This is a genomic window from Gordonia aichiensis NBRC 108223 (assembly GCF_000332975.1).
GTDB lineage: Bacteria > Actinomycetota > Actinomycetes > Mycobacteriales > Mycobacteriaceae > Gordonia > Gordonia aichiensis.
This window is the reverse complement of sequence record NZ_BANR01000003.1, coordinates 476,029-494,638: the sequence shown is the minus strand read 5'-3', so window position 1 is coordinate 494,638 and position 18,610 is coordinate 476,029. Positions and strand designations below refer to the sequence as shown.

17 protein-coding genes are annotated in these 18,610 nt (G+C 65.5%); 4 read left to right on the top strand and 13 right to left on the bottom strand.

Annotated elements, in window-relative coordinates; all coding sequences use genetic code 11:
• Positions 1-4: 4 nt before the first annotated feature.
• Positions 5-1,009 carry a zinc-binding alcohol dehydrogenase family protein gene (locus GOACH_RS03660; RefSeq protein WP_005170718.1) on the bottom strand — a complete coding sequence of 335 codons (1,005 nt, stop codon included), beginning with the start codon at positions 1,007-1,009 and terminating at the stop codon, positions 5-7.
• Between the two features lie 159 nt (positions 1,010-1,168).
• Here GOACH_RS03660 and GOACH_RS03655 point away from each other — a divergent pair, with 159 nt between their 5' ends.
• Positions 1,169-1,789 (top strand): DUF1345 domain-containing protein, encoded by a 621-nt coding sequence (locus GOACH_RS03655; RefSeq protein WP_005170715.1) that lies wholly within the window; start codon positions 1,169-1,171, stop codon positions 1,787-1,789.
• Positions 1,790-1,822: 33 nt separating this feature from the next.
• Here the strand turns inward: GOACH_RS03655 and GOACH_RS03650 are convergent, their stop codons facing one another.
• Together GOACH_RS03650 and GOACH_RS03645 are read right to left on the bottom strand one after the other, a co-directional pair.
• Positions 1,823-3,307, bottom strand: coding sequence for a flavin-containing monooxygenase (locus GOACH_RS03650; protein ID WP_005170712.1), 1,485 nt, complete (start codon positions 3,305-3,307; stop codon positions 1,823-1,825).
• Between the two features lie 93 nt (positions 3,308-3,400).
• A complete protein-coding gene (locus GOACH_RS03645) occupies positions 3,401-4,549 on the bottom strand; it encodes an ATP-grasp domain-containing protein (RefSeq protein ID WP_373279070.1) in 1,149 nt (382 codons plus the stop codon).
• A 193-nt stretch (positions 4,550-4,742) separates the two neighbouring features.
• Between GOACH_RS03645 and GOACH_RS03640 the strand changes: the two genes are divergently transcribed.
• Positions 4,743-5,987: an MFS transporter gene (locus GOACH_RS03640; protein WP_005170706.1), complete on the top strand. Its 1,245-nt coding sequence runs from the start codon at positions 4,743-4,745 to the stop codon at positions 5,985-5,987.
• 53 nt (positions 5,988-6,040) lie between these two features.
• Here the strand turns inward: GOACH_RS03640 and malQ are convergent, their stop codons facing one another.
• The 5 genes from malQ to GOACH_RS03615 form a co-directional block, all read right to left on the bottom strand.
• Positions 6,041-8,221 (bottom strand): 4-alpha-glucanotransferase, encoded by a 2,181-nt coding sequence (gene malQ / locus GOACH_RS03635; RefSeq protein WP_005170704.1) that lies wholly within the window; start codon positions 8,219-8,221, stop codon positions 6,041-6,043.
• Positions 8,222-8,302: 81 nt separating this feature from the next.
• Positions 8,303-9,625, bottom strand: coding sequence for an MFS transporter (locus tag GOACH_RS03630; RefSeq protein WP_083859011.1), 1,323 nt, complete (start codon positions 9,623-9,625; stop codon positions 8,303-8,305).
• Between the two features lie 124 nt (positions 9,626-9,749).
• Complete coding sequence (locus GOACH_RS03625; protein ID WP_005170700.1) at positions 9,750-10,727, bottom strand: esterase/lipase family protein; 978 nt, start codon at positions 10,725-10,727, stop codon at positions 9,750-9,752.
• Positions 10,728-10,953: 226 nt separating this feature from the next.
• The gene (locus tag GOACH_RS03620; protein ID WP_005170697.1) at positions 10,954-12,330 is read right to left on the bottom strand and encodes an FAD-binding oxidoreductase; all 1,377 of its coding nucleotides are present in this window, start codon (positions 12,328-12,330) and stop codon (positions 10,954-10,956) included.
• A 22-nt stretch (positions 12,331-12,352) separates the two neighbouring features.
• On the bottom strand, positions 12,353-13,009 hold the full coding sequence (locus tag GOACH_RS03615; protein ID WP_005170694.1) for an SDR family oxidoreductase: 657 nt from the start codon (positions 13,007-13,009) through the stop codon (positions 12,353-12,355).
• 336 nt (positions 13,010-13,345) lie between these two features.
• Between GOACH_RS03615 and GOACH_RS03610 the strand changes: the two genes are divergently transcribed.
• Both GOACH_RS03610 and GOACH_RS03605 read left to right on the top strand, forming a co-directional pair.
• The gene (locus tag GOACH_RS03610; RefSeq protein WP_005170691.1) at positions 13,346-13,828 is read left to right on the top strand and encodes a MarR family winged helix-turn-helix transcriptional regulator; all 483 of its coding nucleotides are present in this window, start codon (positions 13,346-13,348) and stop codon (positions 13,826-13,828) included.
• A gap of 56 nt (positions 13,829-13,884) precedes the next feature.
• A complete protein-coding gene (locus GOACH_RS03605) occupies positions 13,885-15,729 on the top strand; it encodes an MFS transporter (RefSeq protein ID WP_005170687.1) in 1,845 nt (614 codons plus the stop codon).
• Positions 15,730-15,790: 61 nt separating this feature from the next.
• On the opposite strand, the gene GOACH_RS03600 is transcribed toward GOACH_RS03605, so the two are convergent.
• From GOACH_RS03600 to GOACH_RS03580, 5 genes are all read right to left on the bottom strand, one after another.
• Entirely contained in the window at positions 15,791-16,081 is a 291-nt protein-coding gene (locus GOACH_RS03600) for a hypothetical protein (RefSeq protein WP_005170684.1), read from the bottom strand.
• Positions 16,082-16,155: 74 nt separating this feature from the next.
• Complete coding sequence (locus GOACH_RS03595; protein WP_005170682.1) at positions 16,156-17,100, bottom strand: LpqN/LpqT family lipoprotein; 945 nt, start codon at positions 17,098-17,100, stop codon at positions 16,156-16,158.
• A gap of 132 nt (positions 17,101-17,232) precedes the next feature.
• On the bottom strand, positions 17,233-17,472 hold the full coding sequence (locus GOACH_RS03590) for a hypothetical protein (protein WP_005170680.1): 240 nt from the start codon (positions 17,470-17,472) through the stop codon (positions 17,233-17,235).
• 62 nt (positions 17,473-17,534) lie between these two features.
• Positions 17,535-17,993, bottom strand: a complete 459-nt coding sequence (locus GOACH_RS03585) for a hypothetical protein (RefSeq protein WP_005170677.1) — start codon at positions 17,991-17,993, stop codon at positions 17,535-17,537.
• A 193-nt stretch (positions 17,994-18,186) separates the two neighbouring features.
• Positions 18,187-18,516, bottom strand: a complete 330-nt coding sequence (locus GOACH_RS03580) for a hypothetical protein (protein ID WP_005170674.1) — start codon at positions 18,514-18,516, stop codon at positions 18,187-18,189.
• Positions 18,517-18,610 lie beyond the last annotated feature (94 nt).

Sequence of the window (18,610 nt, the reverse complement as noted above, 5' to 3'; positions counted from 1 at the left end):
GTGGTCATGCGTCCGGGACGAGGACCGCGGCTCCGTCGAATCGTCCGGCTTTGAGGTCGGCGAGCGCCTGATCGGCCTTCGACAGCGGATACGTGTGCGTGGTGGCCGCGATGCCGTAGCGCGCGGCGAGTTCGAGGAACTCGCGTCCATCCTCGCGCGTGTTGGCCGTGACTGAGCGAATCTCCTTCTCGTAGAACAGTTCTCGCTCGTAGTTCAACGCGGGGATGTCGGAGGGATGTATTCCCGCGATCGACAGCACGCCCCCGCGGTCGAGTGCACGCATCGCGACGGGTACCAGGTCGCCGACGGGCGCAAACGTGATGGCGGCATCGAGCGGTACCGGGGGAGCATCGTATGCATCGTTCACCGATGCTGCGCCCAGCGACCGAGCGAGTTGTTGTGCCTCGGCGCCACGGGTCATCACATGGACCTCGGCACCCTGTGCGATCGCCAGCTGCGCACACAGATGCGCGCTGCCGCCGAATCCGTACAACCCCAGTCGACCACCCTCGGGCAGTGACGCACGCACGAGAGCGCGATAGCCGATGATCCCCGCGCACAGCAGCGGCGCGAGCGTGACGTCGTCGACGCCATCGGGAAGGCGGTAGGCGAATTCGGCAGGCACCGTCGTGTATTCGGCGTATCCACCGTCGACGTCCCAACCGGTGTACGTGGACGCCGGACAGAGGTTCTCATCACCTCGCGCGCAGTACCTGCACGTCCCGTCGGTGTGGTGCAGCCATGCGACCCCGACTCGTTCGCCGCGACGCCATCCGCGCACACCCTCACCCGACTCGACGACCTCACCGACCACCTCATGTCCCGGCGTGACCCCCTCACGATGGACCGGGAGGTCGCCCTCGGTGACGTGCAGGTCGGTACGACACACGCCGCAGGCGCGCACCTTCACGAGCAACTCGTCCGGGCCGGGCGTCGGCACCGGTTTGTCGACGAACTCGATGGGGTGCTCACCGATGGGGCCGGGCCGGTTGACTGACCATGCGCGCATGTCCCCACTGTAAATTCGTCGCGCCCGGTGTGTACTTGGTCCATGAATGCCGACCGAACGAGTGCCGATCGAGGGCGTTCCGGGCAAGAAGATTCCGGACCGTCGAGTTCTGAATCGTCGAGTTCTGGATCGTCGAGTTCTGGGCGGGACTGGCTCCGGATGCCCCATCGTGGTGACGCGCCCGCGCTCGTGCGGCTCGTGGTGAGTATCGCGGTCGGAGCTGCGGCCGCCGTGGGCATCGCGCAGGAGATCCCCCGGGGAGCTCCGCTCGCCGGGTGGGCGATCGGCGCGGGCCTGTTCGTGATCTGGACGTGGCTGGCGTTGTGGCCGATGGACAACACTGCCACCGAAACCCACGCCAGCAAGGAGGAACCGACGCGGTTGGGTGCGTTCGCCATCATTCTCGTCGCGGCCTTCATGAGTCTGATCGGCATCGTCGAAGTGCTCTCCAGGAAGGACCCGGTGCTGCTCCTCATCGCACTGCTGTCCGTCGTCGCCTCGTGGGCGGCGATCCACACGATGTACGCCATGCACTATGCGCGCGCGTATTTCGGGACCGACGGTCCTGCCGGCGTCGACTTTCACCAGGACGATCCCCCGCGCTACAGCGATTTCGCCTACATGGCGGTCACCGTCGGGATGAGCTACGCGATCTCCGACACCGACATCGGATCGTCGAAATTACGGCGTGTCATCGTGTTCCACGCATTGCTGAGCTACTTCTTCGGCACGGTGATCGTCGCGCTGCTGATCAACCTGACCGCCAACGTCGGTTCGTGACCGCCGGGACACACCTACGCAACCCGAACGCGATCAGCGGTAGCTGTAGGAGTCCAGCGGGAAGGTGTCCATGTCGCGCAACGTGGTCAGCGTCGAGTTCGGGCGCAGAAGCGTCGCCTCGCCGTGCGGATCGAAATAGTAGCTACGCGACGTCGCGCAGTTTCCGCGGTAGAACACCGAGGATTGCAGATTCTCGGTGACCTCCTCGAGGAACTCGGTGTTGGCGGCGTCGGTCACCTCGAAGACCTCGCACCGACGACGACGCAGCTCCCCGAACAGGCGGGCGATGTGCTTCATCTGTCCCTCGATGGTGGTGAAGTACGAGAGTCCGCTATAGGAGTACGGACTGTTGAGCGACAAGAAGTTCGGGAAGCGCGGGATGGTGATGCCCTCGAACGCCTGGAAACGATTCTCGCGCCACCATCGTCCGAGGTCTCGACCCTCGCGCCCGAGTACCGTCATGGCAGGAAAGTTGGTGTCCCACAGATCGAATCCGGTGGCGAGCACGAGCGTATCGATCTCATGTCGCGTCCCGTCCCCGCTCACGATGGCATCGGCCTCGAAGTGCCCGATGCCAGCGGTCTCCAATGAGACGTTCGACTTCGCGTACGCACGAAAGTACTTGTTGGAGAACGTCGGTCGCTTACACCCGAAGTCGTAGTCGGGTGTCAGCGCACGTCTGGTGGCCCGATCGGGCACCTGCGCCCGCAGGTGCGCACGCGCGAGCAGTGCGGCGGCCTTGTTGCCCGGCTTGAACTGTCGGAAGTGCAAAACGCCGAACACCATGAGGGCCTCGAGCAGTGAGGTGTTCACGACCCGGGCAGCGCGCTGCGTCAGCGGCACAGCGGAGAACAGCTTCTGCACCGCCGACGGGATGGGGAAATCGACCTTGGGCACCACCCAGATCGGTGTGCGCTGGAAGACCGTCAGATGACGTGCGTCGCGGGCGGCCTCCGGAATCAACTGCACCGCTGTCGCGCCGGTGCCGATGACCGCCACGCGACGCCCGGTGAAGTCGAAGCCGTCCTCCCAGTCGGCGGTATGCAGCACCTTTCCTGTGAAGGAGTCGAGCCCGGGAAAGTCAGGGATGTGCGGGTGGGACAGAAATCCCGTGGCGGTGACGAAGTAGCGGCAGGTACGACTCGCGCCATCCGAGGTGTACACCGTCCACAACCGCGTCCGCTCGTCCCATTCGGCCTTCTCGACGCTCGTTCCGAACTCCATGTGCCGCTTGAGGTCGTACTTGTCAGCGATGTGCTCGGCGTACCGCTTGAGTTCTGCTCCAGGGGCGAACAGCCGAGACCAGAAGGGATTCGGCTCGAAGGAGTACGAGTACGTCACCGACGCGATGTCGACCGCGAGTCCCGGATAGTGGTTGACGTGCCACGTACCGCCGAGATCGTCCTCGCGCTCGAGTATCGCGATCGATTCGACGCCCTGCCGCTTGAGTTCGATGGCACCGCCCATTCCGCCGAAACCGGCGCCGACGACGACAACCTCATGATCTGGCACAACCACGGCACACCCCGCTCCCGAACTATCTGTTACCTATGATCACAGTAACCCAGGTCACCATCGGAGCATAGAGTGGCTCACGCCGATGCTCAGTGCTCAGCGGATCGCGGAGCCGTCATAGAGGACGTCGAAGAACTGCGTGGCGACGAGTTGCTCGCCCTTCTTACGGTTCACCCCGAGCTGCTTGCGGTAGGCGGCGACGTGTTGCAGCGACAGCGCAGAGTACAACAGCGGGAGGTGGTCTTTGCGCTGGTCGTAGACCCCTGACGCACCGCGCACCGCTGCGCGGTTGACCTTCCAATGCGACGGGTGCATCAGTACGTCGCGGACGACGGCGGCCGTGATCATCTTCTTGCGGCCGGGCGGAACGACGACGAGCTCACCGGGATCGAACAGTGCGGCGTCGAACTCCTCCGGTGTGGCCACCGTGCAGCCGGCGGTGGGACGCGGATTGCACTCCACCATGTGGTGCACACCGTCGTCGGTCACCAGGAAGTCGAAGCTGATCTGTCCATGCCAGTTCAGTTCACGCGCGATGGTCTGCGCCGCGTGCAGCGACTCGGGAGAATCGACCGACTCGAACACGATCCCACCACGATTGTCGATGGCCAACGGATGCTCGTAGCACGAATGCAGGACCACCTCACCGTGATGCACGACGCTCCAACTGCAGCGATCGACACCCCTGAGGTACTCCTGCACCAGCCACGGGTCGTCGACGGTGGGGTGCACGGCATCGAGACTCGTCTCGGCAGCCAGCGGCCCGGTGTTGGTGACGACGTCGAGCCCGCCGCGGCCGTAGGCGGCACGTGCGAACCAGTGGTCCCAGCGGGTCGTCGCCGCACGCAGCTCGTCGGGGTTGGTCGCGGTGATCGACTCTGCCACAGGTAAATTCAGCGATCGACACAGCTCGGCAAAGCCGACCTTGTCGTGCACGCGGTGCAGTGTCTGGAACTCGGGAAAGAACAGCTCGAGGTCGCTGTGCCCTGCCGTCAACCGGTCACGATGGTAGGCAAGGTAGAACACCTCCTCGAACATCGGCAGCAGCCAGGTGACGTTCTCTGCGTCGATGATGTCGATGATCGCGGAGATGAAGGCCTCGGTCTCCTGGGTCGGTGCGGGCACCGTGTAGTGCTTGCTGGCCCCGCGCGAGTGGCTTCCCGGCGCAGACTTGAAGGTGTCTGCGGCGATCACCCGGCGGCCTGTCACGCCGAGCTTGTGGATCTCGTCGACGGCGAACGGCATGCGCGAGGTGGTGGCGAGGACCGTGGGATCAGTGGCTGGCACGCATCAACACTAACGGCGGGTGCGGCGGTATGCGTCCGTCCCGACATTCCGGGCACAGTTCTCACCCACGCATGGCACAACCCGGACCTGCACTGACAGCGCGAGGTACGTCCGGAGGAATACGACGAGCGGTCGGGGCGCTTGGTGACGTATGACGCAGACGCCTGACGCACAATCCCCTGAGTCGACGGCATCGGAGGACACGCCCCGGTCCGGGATGCGTTCGTTCGTCGCGGCCATCGCGGCCTTCGCCGTCGTGATGCTCGGCACCACGCTGCCGACTCCGCTGTACTCGATCTACGCCACCGATCTCGGCTTCGGCGTGACCACGACGACGATCATCTTCGCCGTCTACGCAGCCGGCGTCATCGTGGCGCTCGTCTGCTTCGGACGGTGGTCGGACATCCTCGGCAGACGTCCGCTGCTCATCGCCGGAGCGCTTCTGTCGGCGCTCAGCGCTGTCGTGTTCCTGACCGCGGGCCCGGTGTGGCAGCTGATGATCGGGCGGGTGCTCTCCGGCCTGTCAGCGGGAATCTACGCAGGTGCAGCGACCGCAGCCGTCATCGAACTCGCCCCGCCGAACTGGCGTCACCGCGCACCGGCACTCGCGACCGCAGCCAACATCGGCGGCCTCGGTCTCGGCCCGCTGATCGCCGGACTGCTCGCACAGTTCGCGCCCGGACCGCTGCGCACCGCCTTCATCGTCGACCTCGTTCTGCTGGGCATCGTGTTCGTCGGCATCTGGTTCATGACCGAACCCGTGACCCGCAAGCGAGGAGTCCGACTGTCGGTGCAGAGACTCTCCGTGCCACCCGAGACGCGCGGGGTGTTCGTGCGCGCCGCTATCGCAGCCTTCGCCGGGTTCGCGGTGATGGGTACGTTCACCGGCGTCACGCCGTCGTTCGTTTCGCACGTACTCGGCATCGACTCGCACGCGCTGGCAGGAATCCTGGTGTTCCTGCTGTTCGGGGCCTCCGCGGCCGCACAGATCGCGGGACGGTCGGTGCCGACCGAACGCGCGCTGCTCGTCGGCTGCGCGCTGCTGGTCGTCGGCATGGCGGTCCTGGTCGGCGGCCTGCTCGCGGCGTCGTTCACCCTACTCGTCATCGGGGCGCTCATAGCCGGTGCCGGACAGGGGCTTTCGTTCAGCAAGGGACTCGCATCGGTCGTCGCCGCCAGCCCCGAGGACCGCCGCGCCGAGGTGATGTCGACGTTCTTCGTCGTCGCCTACGTCGCCATCTCGATCCCGATCGTCGGCGAGGGCATCGCGGCGTCGCACTGGGGACTCAGGACATCGGGGGTCGTGTTCAACGTCGCCGTCGGTGTTCTCGCCCTCATCGCATTGGTCTCGACCGCGATCGCGGTACGACGCCAAAACGCTCGCACCTACGCGTAGCGTGTGACGCGCCCGGACCCCGACGCACCCCACCCCCGACGCACCCGGACTTCTCAGCCCTGGCTGCTCCCGCCGTCGCTCCTGCCACGCCGATGCGCGCCGACGCCCTCGCTCACGAGCGCCGAGACCAGATCGGCGAAGCGACGACTGCTGGCGAGATCCTCGACGAGTACGGCGGTCCCGTCCTCGTCGGCGAGCGGAATGCACCAGTTGGGGTACTGATCGCTGTCGGTACCCGGCTGGTTCTGAATACGCCGCTCCCCGACCGCGTCGACCAGCGCGACGCCGAGCAGCACCGACGGGCTGGCGGCGATGAGTCGGTACAGCGCCTCCACGGTGTCCTGACTCGTGAGGTCGGCGTCGGCGTCGAGTAACCCTCGTGCACGCGCCATGTCGAGGATGGCGTCGCGATCACGTGCGTCGCGCGCACGTTCGTCTGCCTCTGACGTCTCGAGCAGTCCGAGTTCGGAACGCAGGTCGATGTGCTCACCTGCGAGATAGCCCAGCGTCGGGGGAAGATCATGGGTGGTCACAGACGTGAGGCAGAGTTGCCGGTAGTCCTCGGGCGGAATGGGCGCGGAGTCGCCGTGCTCGAACCACAGGATCGACGTCCCGAGAATGCCGCGTTCGGACAGCGCTGTGTGCACGGTCGGTTCGAAGACTCCGAGATCTTCACCGATCACCACAGCACCTGCACGTTGCGCCTCGAGCGCCAGGATGCCCAGCAGCGCGTCATGGTCGTAGCGGACGTAGGTTCCGCCGGCCGGCCCCATCCCGTCGGGAATCCACCACAGCCGGAACAGCCCGAGGATGTGGTCGACGCGAAGTCCGCCCGCATGCCGCAACACGGTGCGCAGCATGTCGCGATACGGCGCGTACCCGGCCGCCGCGAGCCGACCGGGGTGCCACGGCGGCTGATTCCAGCCCTGCCCCTGCTGGTTGAAGCCGTCCGGCGGTGCGCCGACGGTCGCGCCCGAGGCCAGCACGTCGCCGAGCATCCAGGCGTCGGCTCCGTGCCGGTCGACCCCGACAGCCAGATCGGTGATGATCCCGATGTCCATACCCGACGACGTCGCCGAGTGCTGGGCTGCGGCGAGTTGCTCGTCGCAGATCCACTGCAACCACATGTAGAAGTCGACGCGATCGCCGTAGCGTCGTCGCAACCGCTTCAGGTATCTCGGGTCACCGGCTTTGTCCGGCCAGTTCGTCTCGTCATTGCCGAAACGTTCGACGAGCACGCACCACGTGGCAAAGCTCTTCAGGCCCTTGCCTTCTCGCTTCCGAAAGCGCAGAAACGCGTGTTCTCGGCGTTTGCTCCGCGGAACGTCGTGAATCAGCTCCAGGACGTCGAGCTTCGCCCGATAGGACTTGTTGCGCTTGATTCTCGACGCATCGAGGTCGTCGGCGAAGAACTCCTTCTGCAGCGCCTTGATCTGTTTGCGCTGCGGCTTGGGTAGGTCGTCGACCTCGGGGATCTCCTCGATCCTGATGTAGAGCGGGTTGACGAATCGCCGCGTCGCGGGCAGATACGGCGAGGCCTCGACGGGTGAGCGTGGGGCCGCGGCATGCAAGGGGTTGACCTGCACGAAATCGGCGCCGTAGACGCTTCCCGCGATCTCGCAGATTCGCGCGAGATCGGCGAAGTCGCCGACTCCCCACGACGCCGCAGACCGCACCGAGTACAACTGCACCGCGAGCCCCCATCGCTGTTCGCCGAGCAGGTCGTCGGCGGTAGAGAGTCGACGCGGCGTGACGATCAATGGCGCGGTGCCGGTGATATCGCGCGCCGGGTTGGCCGCGACAATCTCGTGGTACCCCTGCGGCAGATCGCTCGGCACCGCGAAGGTCGCCCGACCGGTGAGCACACCGTCGACGTCACGCGGCTGGGTCCATATGTCGAGTTGTCTCGGCGTGATGGCGTCGCCGGATTCGGTGCGGATGCTGACCGCGACCGGGTCGCCGTGGGGAACGTGCACCGCGAAGCTCGCGTCGTCGCCTTCGGTCACGACGGTGACAGCAGGCAGGAACGATCTCCACGGAGCCAGACCGAGTTCGGCGAGTGAGTATTCGACGTCGGTGTCGGTGTCGGCGGCGACGCCGAGCGATGCGAGCACGCCGACCACCGTGGCCCGCGATACCTCGTGATACTTCTGATCCCAACCGGTGTAGCCGGTACTCACCCCGCATCGGTGTGCGAGCTCCGCCAGCCGGTCACTCACCTGATCGGTCGTCACGTCTGCATGGTCTCACCGATTCGCCGCTCGTGCGCGCTCACTGACAACCTGGTGCGGCGTCGACTCGAAGAGCCTGCCGCCTCAGAGAAACTGGTCGCGACGGCGGATCAAGAATGTGGCGACGACGCTGATCACGCCGGTCAGCACCAGGTATCCCGCAGCCAACCAGGGTGCGCCGTGCGCGGCGCCGAGTAACGCGGTGAGGATCAGCGGGGTGAGGCCCGACGCGTAGATTCCGGAGAACTGGTACACCACCGACAGCCCCGTGTAGCGGACGGGCGTCGGGTACAGACTCGCGAACAATGTGCCCTGCGCGCCGTAGAACAGCGCGTGAATCACGCCGAAGACCGCCACGAGTCCCACCGTGAACCAGACGAGTTCTGCGGTACCGAAAAGCGCGAAGACCGGATACACCGCGATCGCATAGGCGATCATGCCCGCCAGGTACACCCGTCGGGGACCGAAGCGGTCGGTGAGTGATCCCGAAACCGGAAGAAGCACAGCCATCACCAACGAAGCGATCGTCACCGACACCAGAACCGACACCTTGGGCAGGTGGAGCTGTGTCGTCGCATAGGCGATCGCGAAGACGCCCCACGTGTTGAACGCCGACCCCTCGCCCCACCGTGCGAGCATTCCGAGTACGGTGTTGCGCGTATACGGTTGGCGCACCACCTCTTTGAGTGGAGCGGATGATTTCTGAGAGAGCTCGTCGACTTGTCGGAAGGCGGGCGTCTCGTCGACCTTGAGACGCACCACGAATCCGATGACCACCAACACGATGCTGCCGAGGAAGGCGATCCGCCAGCCGTAGGCGAGGAATGCGTCGTCGTCGAAGACCACCTGCAGCAGGGCGAAAGCCGCAGTGCCGAGCGCCAATCCGAGTGCGAGACCGATCTGCGGTATCGAGCCGAAGAAGCCACGCCGGGCCCGCGGGCTGTGTTCGACGGCGAGCAGCACCGCACCAGCCCACTCCCCGCCGAGCGCGAACCCCTGGACGATACGGAGCAGCAACAGCAGGATCGGCGCGACGATGCCCACCTGCGCTGCAGTCGGGAGCGCGCCCATCAGTGCGGTCGCGACGCCCATCCCCATCGTCAGCGCGAGCGTCTTCTTCCGACCGATCCGATCGCCGATGTGACCGAACACGACGCCGCCGATCGGGCGTACCGCGAACCCCACGGCAAACGTCGCGAACGTCAGGAGTGTGCCGACGAACCCGCTCTGCTGCGGGAAGAACACTGTGTTGAAGACGAGACTCGCCGCGGTCGCGTAGAGAAAGAAGTCGTACCACTCGACGGTCGTGCCGAGCAGGCTGGCCAGCGCGACGGTCCGAAGTCGGCGACGCCGCTCGTCGTCGGTCTCAACTCGCGCGCGGCGGTGCGCCGGTGGCGCTCGCCGAATCGATGGGCCCTCCAGATGAGGTCACGGAAGTCGCAGTCACGGTTGTTCGACGCTACGCACCACCACCGGATCTGCCCAGCCCAAGAATCAGGCTGAGTTCAAGTGCCGTTCGCGCGGACGTACGTCACCGCGCGATGCACACCGGCTCGACGTCGGCGCCGAGGCCGCGAAGCGCCAGCGATTGCACCCGCGGGGAGTAGGTGAAGTCGGTGTGCTCGGTGTGATCGCCCGCGCAGCCGTCCTGGATGACGATGTTGCTGACCCGCGCGCCGGGCCCTGCGGTCAGAAACGACGCCGTGTACGGCGTGGAGACCTCGTCGTACATCGTCGTCAGCACCGTGTAGTCCACGCCGGGCACGGTGTCCGCACCACTGCTGAGACGCGTGATGAATGCCGATCCCACCTGTTGGTCTGCACCGCCGGGGCCCGACGCCGCGTCGACCTCCTTACCGATCTCGATGCCTGCTGCGCGCATGGACCGCTCGAGATCGACCATTCCGTCCATCGTGGTCCCATGATTGGTCGCGGCCATCGTGACCACGCGGGACACCTTGTTCCGCAGGGGATTCGATACGTCGGCTCCCCCGTGGAACTTCAGGTATCCCCGCGCGATGATCCCACCCTGGGAATGACCGACGAGATCTACCTGACGCGACCCTGTCGCCCGCAACACCCTGTCGACGAACACCGCGAGTTGCGTCGACGATTCGTCGACATGACCCGCTCCGTACCGGCCACCCATCTGCAGCGCGGGCAGGCCACCGCCGGACTCTTCCGGGAGGATGCCCAGTTCCGGTGCGAACACACAGAATCCGTGCCTGGCCAGAAGCGGCGCGAAGCCCGCCCAGGTCTGATACGCCGACTCCCAGGTTCCGTGCACGAGGACGACGGGACGCGGGTGTACGCGGGAGGGGCGGCATGCCCAGTTGTTGGCTCCGGGAGGGTTGGCCTCGGGATGGGGGAACCGCGCAGCCGCGCGGAAGTTCGACTGAGTCGGTCCCGCCCCCACCGGATCTGCGCTGCTACTCGTCGCCGCTACGGCCGTCGGTGCGAGGATCGCCGACACCACGAGCGCGGCCGACAACGCTGCGACGACACTCACCCCTACACGACGTCGCGGAATCGGACAAATACGAAATCCCCTGCGCAGCACTGATTCCCCCGTTATTTGCTCGTCTCGATCAGAAATTCGAGATGAGCATATGGCGAGGAGATGGCAAGCGGTGTGCTGTGTGGCGGGTCAGCAACCGGGGGACCAATTGTGCCTTCGATCGCATCGCGTACTGCGATCTGTCGCCGACAACACCCGTGCTCGGTCGTGCCGATCGCTACCCGAAGAGGACTCCGGGGTTGAGCAATCCCGCCGGGTCGAGCGCCGTCTTGATGGCACGCATCGTGTCGAGGTCGACCGACGAACGTCCCAATCCGGTCCATTCGACCTTCGCGCGGCCGATGCCGTGTTCGGCGCTGATGCTGCCTCCGTACGCCGATACGATTCGAAAAACCTTGTCGCTCAACGCTGCTACCGAATCCTCTGGTACATCGAGCAGGTTCACGTGAATGTTTCCGTCGCCCACGTGTCCGAAAAGAATGGGGCGACAAGGGCTGCCGTCGTCGGCAAGCGCAGCGAGTTCGTCGAACGCTTCGGGCAACGCTCGCAGCGGAACCGAGACGTCGAGTTTGACCACCGGCGTGGTCGTCGATCGTGCGATGGATTCGGTGTGGCTTTCTCGCACGCGCCACAGATCGCGCGCCGGTCCGGGTTCCAGAACCGCGTCGAGCACGCCACGCTCGGCATCGAGCACCCCCAGCACAGTGTCTTCTGCCCCATCAGAGCCCGAGACCTCCAGGAGGACATAGAAATCTGCAGCACTCGACACGGGACGGCGCACGCCGTGCTCGTGCACCAACTCGATGCCTGCGCGGCTCATGATCTCCGCGGCTTCGACGGTCAGCCCGGCTTCGGAGATCGCATCGATCAACCGGCCCGCGACGGACACCTCGTCGACCGCCGCGACACACACGGTGGTCGCACCGGTGACCGGAACCACTCGGACGAGCACCCGCGTGATGACCGCGAGAGTTCCTTCGCTCCCCGCCAGGAGCCCCGGGATGTCGTATCCCACATTGTCTTTCACAAGACTCAGCCAGCGACGCAGTACGCTCCCATCGGCACGGACGGCCTCGATCCCCAGGAGTTGACTGCGCGTGTTGCCGTGCCGGATCATCCTGGTGCCACCCGCGTTGGTAGCCACCATCCCACCCAGCGTCGCCGACTCCCGCGAGGCGAGGTCGACGCCGAACCGAAGCCCGAAAGGCGTTGTCGCGGCGTCGAGCGCCGTCAGCGTCACCCCGGCCTGCACTCCGACGCAGCGCCCGACCGTGTCGAGGACGTCGATGTCGGTCATGCGCGCAGTGGAGAGCACGATCGCCGGGGTCGACGCTCCGGCGGGCGGGATCGATCCGCCGACGAGCCCCGTGTTGCCGCCCTGGGCGCAGATCGCAATGCCTGCGTCGGCGCAGATCCGGACGACAGCCGCGACCTCGTCCGTGGTGCGCGGTCTCACGACCGCGACGGCCGAACCGGTCCACCTTCCGGTCCAGTCCGTGAGGTAGCCGGCCATGGCGTCGGGGTCGGTGAGCACGTGAGCCCTGCCCACGATGTCGGCGAAGCAGCTGATCGAGCCGCCGATGTCGGCAGTCATCAGGCGATCGTGCGGGATGTGATCATGCGGGCTTGATGGCCTCCGCGATCGGGGTGGAGCCGTCGTTGAACTCGATGAACGTCCCGATCGTCTTCGGCTCGGAGATCACTGCCGCGGCAACCTCGGCGACGTTGTCGCGGCTGGTCTTGCCCTTCGTCCAATCACCTTTGTGCGTGACGTCGATGCGACCGGTCCCCGGGTCGTCGGTAAGCGAACTCGGCCCGAGAATCGTCCACTCGAGGCCGGTCTTCTTCAGATACTCGTCGGCCGCCGCCTTCGATTCGGCGTACGGATAGAACGGATCGTCCTCGGGCACGCCGTGGTCGGGACCGGCACCGAAGTACGACACCATGATGTAGCGGTCGACACCCGCCGACTTCGCCGCATCCATCGACCGGATGGCGGCATCACGATCAACGGCGTAGGTCCGTTCCGGGCTGCCCCCGCCCGCACCCGCCGACCACACGACGACGTCCTGACCGGCCAGAACCGACGCGATCCCAGCGGCGTCGAGCTTCTCCACATCGGCGACCAGCGGTTGGGCGCCCGCCGCGGTCACGTCGTCGGATTGGGCCTCCTTACGGATGACAGCGGTGACCTTGTCGCCCCTGGTGCTCAAGATCTTGGCCAGCCGCAGACCGATCTTGCCGTGTCCGCCGATGATGATCACCTGTGTCATGAGAGTCCTCGATTCGTCGGTGAATGGATCGTCGGGCTTCGTCGGCTACCGGTTCGGCCGCGACGAATGCCTCGCCCCATCCAACGTACCCACGCCCCAACCGTTGCACCGGTGCCTTCAACGTCTGCGGGCTCTCAGCGTGGGTAAGCGTGCCGCGTCGTCGAATCCATGCGCCGAGTTTACGATTCGATTACTTAGCATCAAACAACTATATTGGACTCGTCCTGGTCGGTTGACCAGTAGTTCTCGACGACGAGACATGTCACCCACCCAGATCGGTGCCATCGCAGGGACCGACGCCAGACAGGGACACCAGACGACTCGACGAAGAAGGTGATGACCGTGCCCAACCCCGCTTCGCTCGTCGACGACACCGGCGACGCGCACGTCGGCACTACCAGCGACGTGGCGGTGCTGCATCACCAACTGGTGCGGGTCACCCGCGCACTGCGCACCAGCGGTGCGGGCAACAACCTGAGCGTGGGAACCGCGTCGGCACTGTGGACGATCAACGCCCACGGACCGCTGCGGATGTCGGCCCTCGCCGAGCGCGAGGCTGTCGCACTGCCAACCGTCTCACGTCTGGTGGCCGGTCTCGAACAACTCGGTTATGTCACGAGGACCCCCGATCCCGAAGACGGGCGGGCCCGACTCCTCGTGGCGACACCCGAGGGCGCCGATGTCATCACCCACGCGCGTTCGAAGAAGGCCCAGCTGCTGCGCGCGGCCATGGACCGTCTCGACGTGCAGCAACAACAGCGGGTACACGCCGCGATCACGGATCTGGCCGACGCACTCGCAGAAGAGATCTCGACCTGACCAGATCACCACCTCGTTCATTCTCTCCTCACTTCCGAACTCGTAGAAGGACTTTCATGACCACTGCGGTTAACGACGCCGGGTCCGCCGACTCCGCACGGCCGACACCTGCGCCCACCCACGATCCCCACTACAAATGGATCGCACTCTCGAACACGACGCTCGGCATGCTGATCGCAACGATCAACTCGTCGATCGTGCTCATCGCGCTGCCCGACATCTTCAAGGGCATCAACCTCAATCCCCTCCTGCCCGAGAACACCAGCTACCTGCTGTGGATGATGATGGGATTCCTCGTCGTCACCGCCGTTCTCGTGGTGAGCTTCGGTCGCCTCGGCGACATGTTCGGGCGCGCCCGGATGTACAACATGGGCTTCGCGATCTTCACCGTGTCGTCGATCCTGTTGGCCATCACCTGGTTCGACGGCAGTGAGGCCGCGATCTGGCTGATCTTCTGGCGCATCATCCAGGGCATAGGCGGTGCGTTCCTGATGGCCAATTCGTCGGCCATCCTCACCGATGCGTTCCCGCCGAATCAGCGCGGACTCGCGATGGGCATCAACGGTGTCGCCGCAATCGCCGGATCCTTCCTCGGCCTGCTGGTCGGTGGCCTGCTCGCGCCGATCCAATGGCACTACATCTTCCTGGTCTCGGTGCCCTTCGGTGTCGTCGGCACCATTTGGGCCTACCTCAAACTCCGCGACACCGGTGTCCGCAAGCACTCCAAGATGGACTGGTGGGGCAACATCACCTTCGCGGTGGGTCTGGTCGCGATCCTCGTCGCCATCACCTACGGCATCCAGCCCTACGGCGGCGCGAATATGGGCTGGGGCAACCCGTGGGTCCTCGCCGGACTGATCGGCGGCGTCATCGTCCTGGCGATCTTCGTGCTGATCGAGACCAAGGTGGCCAGCCCGCTGTTCGAGCTCTCGCTGTTCCGCAACCGGTCGTTCGCGTTCGGCAACCTGGCCAACCTGATGGGCTCCATCGGTCGTGGTGGTCTGCAGTTCCTGCTCATCATCTGGCTGCAGGGCATCTGGCTGCCGCAGCACGGGTACGACTACAGCCGTACCCCCCTGTGGGCAGGTATCTACATGGTGCCGATGACCATCGGCTTCCTGCTCAGTGCCCCCATCTCCGGCGCACTGAGTGACAAGCTGGGCACCAAATGGTTCACCACGCTCGGCATGCTGATCACCGCGGGCACCTTCGCCGCACTGATCGCGATCCCTGTCGACTTCGACTACTGGGTCTTCGCACTGATCCTGCTGATCAACGGCGTCGGCATGGGCCTGTTCGCCTCGCCGAACCGCGCAGAGGTCATGAACAGCCTGCCCATCACCTCTCGAGGGTCGGGTGCCGGCATGATGACCACGTTCCAGAACGCAGCGATGGTGTTGTCGATCGGTCTGTTCTTCTCCCTCATGATCGCCGGCCTCAGCCAGCATCTGCCGACCGCCATGTACAGCGGACTCACCGCGAACGGTATGCCGTCGGAGGCTGCGAACGGTATCGCGCACCTGCCGACGGTCGGCATCCTGTTCGCCGCGTTCCTCGGGTACAACCCGATCAAGGAGGTCGGCGGCCAGGCGCTGCAGTCACTTCCGCAGTCCAGTGTCGATCACCTCACCGGGCTGGACTTCTTCCCGCACCTGATCAGCGATCCGTTCTCCGACGGTCTCACCGCGGCGTTCACATTCGCATTGATCTGCTGTGTGATCGGCGCCATCGCGTCGCTGTTCACCGGAAGCAAGAAGATGAAGGTCGAGTCGGTCGACGGAGAACCGGGCACGCCTGGGGCTCCCGCCGAGTCGCTCGGCGAAGAGCTGGCCGCCGTCGCCGCTGACGCCAGTGAGATGCCAGGCGAGCTGGTGACCCCCGACTCGTCACGCCGTTCCTGACAAGAGATTCCGACATCACCGCCCTGGGCGCCGAACCGACGGCACTCAGGGCGGTGGTGTATCAGTCGTGGAACTCGTTCTTGGGCAGCCGCTCCCGCGCATCGGCCGACCACCGTGCGGCGCGAACCCGCAGGTTCCATCGCGCGGGCGGCACGGTGAACTCCATCCATCGGCCATCGCCGAGCCAGAGCGACCAGAGGTCTTCGTCGGGAAAGTCGCCCATCCGGACGTAGATCTGTTCTCCCGCAGCCGTTGCGGTCAGCCAGCCCTGGTCGGCGGGGTCGTCGACGAACTCGGTCTCAGCGGCGAGAACCGCCTCCAGGTCGACGACCCGATCAGCCCGGCTCACCATCACTCTCCCCCTCGTTGCTTCCTCATGTCGCGCACGACTCTCGACCGGCCGACAGTCGGGCCGCCCGATCTTCCTCAGTCGTCGAGTCCCACGCTGCTGACCGCTGTGACGACCTCACTGCAGAACTCCCTGCCCTCGCGCAACGGCACAAGGCCTGTCGTGTGCACCAGGTATGCGACGTTGCCGCGCGCGAAGACCTCGTACCGCAGCGCACAGAACCTGCGCTCGCCGGAGTCCAGGTAGGTTCCGGTCTGCAGCGACGCTCCCTCGGTGCGGAACCCGCGGGGACTGGTGACGACGTCGTCTTCGACCCAATCCGGCAGACCCCGTGCCTCGACGGGCGCGTGGTCGAGGAGCGCGGTCAGATCGGTGTGATGGTCGACGACGAACCGGGTGAGCACGATGGCGATCGTGCCTTCACTGCCATGCCCAGCGACGAAAAGCCGCAGACAACCCGGAGACTGAGCCGTCTGCCAGGAATCGGCGAGGTCGATGACGATCTCGCCGGGTACCGACATCGGATCGGTGACCCGGTGCGCGGAAACCGCCATCCGGGTGAGCCGCTCGAGAATCGGGATGGTCGTTCCCGGGTCGCAGACGACCGACTCGGTCGATCGTCGACGATGCGCCGCGCGCGTATCGCGGGTCCGGTGACCGACCTCGTCGGCGAGGCGCGCTGCCCCTGCCGTCGTGGCGGACGGGCGGGCGCGACTGTTCATCCGGGTGAAGAACTCACCCGTACGCGTGTCGATCTCGCCCGTGCAAGCGCCGGCGTCGACCACAGCCCTGATATCGGGAGTCCTGATATCGGAAGTCCTGATATCGGCCGGTCCCGAGTCGCCCACCGGAGTGACCGACTCGGTCGACTCGACCGCACCGGTGCCGCGCAGATGCGGCGCATCCGGGCTCGGGGCATCCCCGCTCCTACGAGGTCGGTTCGGGGCATCCGGCTTCGGGGCATCCGGACCGGTCTGCACGAGCAGCCGGGTCACCGGTACGGCATCGCTGTCAACGGACACCGGACAATGGTACGCACGTCACAATCCCGGTGACCATCTCACTCACTGAATGCCCACCAGCCCCGCGTCGAATTCAATGAAGTGAATTCTTCTGTCTCGCTGGCGGATTCACGGGCGAGCGATTGATGGAAGTCAGAAACCCGTGGAGCCCTGGTCCGACTTCGAGGACCGTGAGGACCGAAAGAGCATGTAACCGCCGTAGATCGCGAGGACGACGAGTCCGATCCAGAAGAGTCCCTTGAGGATCGGGCCGAGAAGCGCGAGTGCGATCAGCGCTATGACGACGATGCCGAGGACCTTCCAGAAGCTCATCCCCGAGCCGTTGCCGTTGTTGTTCGATGATGTGCCGGTGCTGTTGTATGAAGTGGTCATGACTCCACCTTGCGCGTGTGCGGTACGGAAAGCACCAGTTCGGCGGTCAGTTGGGGGAAAGATCAGGGGCATCCCCGAGCCGGCTGCGGCGCGGTGTAGCTCCATCCCATCGTGTCGGGAGAGGGCCAGGCGCACCTATCTCGGAACCAGCCGATGCACACGTCCGCGATGAGCTCGGCGGAATCGCTGGTGAGGTAGCCGTGAGTGCAATCGGGGAACCGGTCGTCGAGGTGCCAGCGGTGTCGGGCCGACCGCGGTACCGAGTAACCGGCCAACCGCGGGCGCTCCATCAGCCCTGTCGAGAGTCGCACCAGGTACACCTTGCCCTGCAGGACATGTATCTGCGCACACTCCACGTCGGCATCGATGTCCGCGGCGGCGTCGTGCCCTGCGGGTCCGAGGTCGAGTACGGCCGCCGATGGCATGACGCGTAGCTCGGTGACCAGCCACTCTCGGGCGGCCGTCCAGGCCGACTCGGCAGAAGGGCGGCGGGACACGTCGTGCGGGGTGGGATCGTTCATGCGGCCAGGCCTCGTCTCGGCGATCGGATGCGCTGTGTGCCGTTCATCCGCAACACACGGCGCCGCGCGCATGTTCAGTGGCTCAATGCGGCGCACATGACAGTGAAGCACCGCCCACCGACAGATTCGCCGCACACGGGCGTCGCCACACCGTGTGTCGCTGCACACGGCCGTCGTCGACGGGCTCTCGGCCCTACCTCGGCGGTGTGTCGTCGCGGCCGAGTGCAGCGTCAGTCTCCGCGTCCGAGTAGCCGGGTTTGACCACCCAGTTGGCCGGTAACCCGTCCGCGCGTTTCTGTGCCTCGTACTCTTCTGCGATGTTCTCGTCGGTGACGGTGACCAGCGGCTGTCCGCCGAATTCGCGGTACACGGCGAAAACGACGAGTACGAGACCGAGGGCGGCGCACACCCACGTGCTCCCGGGAACACTCGCCCAACCACGATCGATGACGTCGACAACCGCCCAGACGATGCCGATCACTCCGATGGCGATCACGCCGGCGAAGACTCCCTTACCACGCATCGATTCCACCTTTCGCCTGCGCGTTCTACCCAGAACCGATCCTGCCATGCGCCCGCGCGCGGGTGGTCGTTCCCGCACACCGCCAGCGTTGCGA

Coding starts and splice junctions, on each gene's coding strand:
- GOACH_RS03660 (WP_005170718.1), bottom strand. CDS start 1,009: ATGCGCGCATGGTCAGTCAACCGGCCCGGCCCCATCGGTGAGCACCCC.
- GOACH_RS03655 (WP_005170715.1), top strand. CDS start 1,169: ATGCCCCATCGTGGTGACGCGCCCGCGCTCGTGCGGCTCGTGGTGAGT.
- GOACH_RS03645 (WP_373279070.1), bottom strand. CDS start 4,549: ATGCCGTTCGCCGTCGACGAGATCCACAAGCTCGGCGTGACAGGCCGC.
- GOACH_RS03640 (WP_005170706.1), top strand. CDS start 4,743: ATGACGCAGACGCCTGACGCACAATCCCCTGAGTCGACGGCATCGGAG.
- GOACH_RS03620 (WP_005170697.1), bottom strand. CDS start 12,330: ATGACTGCCGACATCGGCGGCTCGATCAGCTGCTTCGCCGACATCGTG.
- GOACH_RS03615 (WP_005170694.1), bottom strand. CDS start 13,009: ATGACACAGGTGATCATCATCGGCGGACACGGCAAGATCGGTCTGCGG.
- GOACH_RS03610 (WP_005170691.1), top strand. CDS start 13,346: ATGACCGTGCCCAACCCCGCTTCGCTCGTCGACGACACCGGCGACGCG.
- GOACH_RS03605 (WP_005170687.1), top strand. CDS start 13,885: ATGACCACTGCGGTTAACGACGCCGGGTCCGCCGACTCCGCACGGCCG.
- GOACH_RS03600 (WP_005170684.1), bottom strand. CDS start 16,081: ATGGTGAGCCGGGCTGATCGGGTCGTCGACCTGGAGGCGGTTCTCGCC.
- GOACH_RS03590 (WP_005170680.1), bottom strand. CDS start 17,472: ATGACCACTTCATACAACAGCACCGGCACATCATCGAACAACAACGGC.
- GOACH_RS03585 (WP_005170677.1), bottom strand. CDS start 17,993: ATGAACGATCCCACCCCGCACGACGTGTCCCGCCGCCCTTCTGCCGAG.
- GOACH_RS03580 (WP_005170674.1), bottom strand. CDS start 18,516: ATGCGTGGTAAGGGAGTCTTCGCCGGCGTGATCGCCATCGGAGTGATC.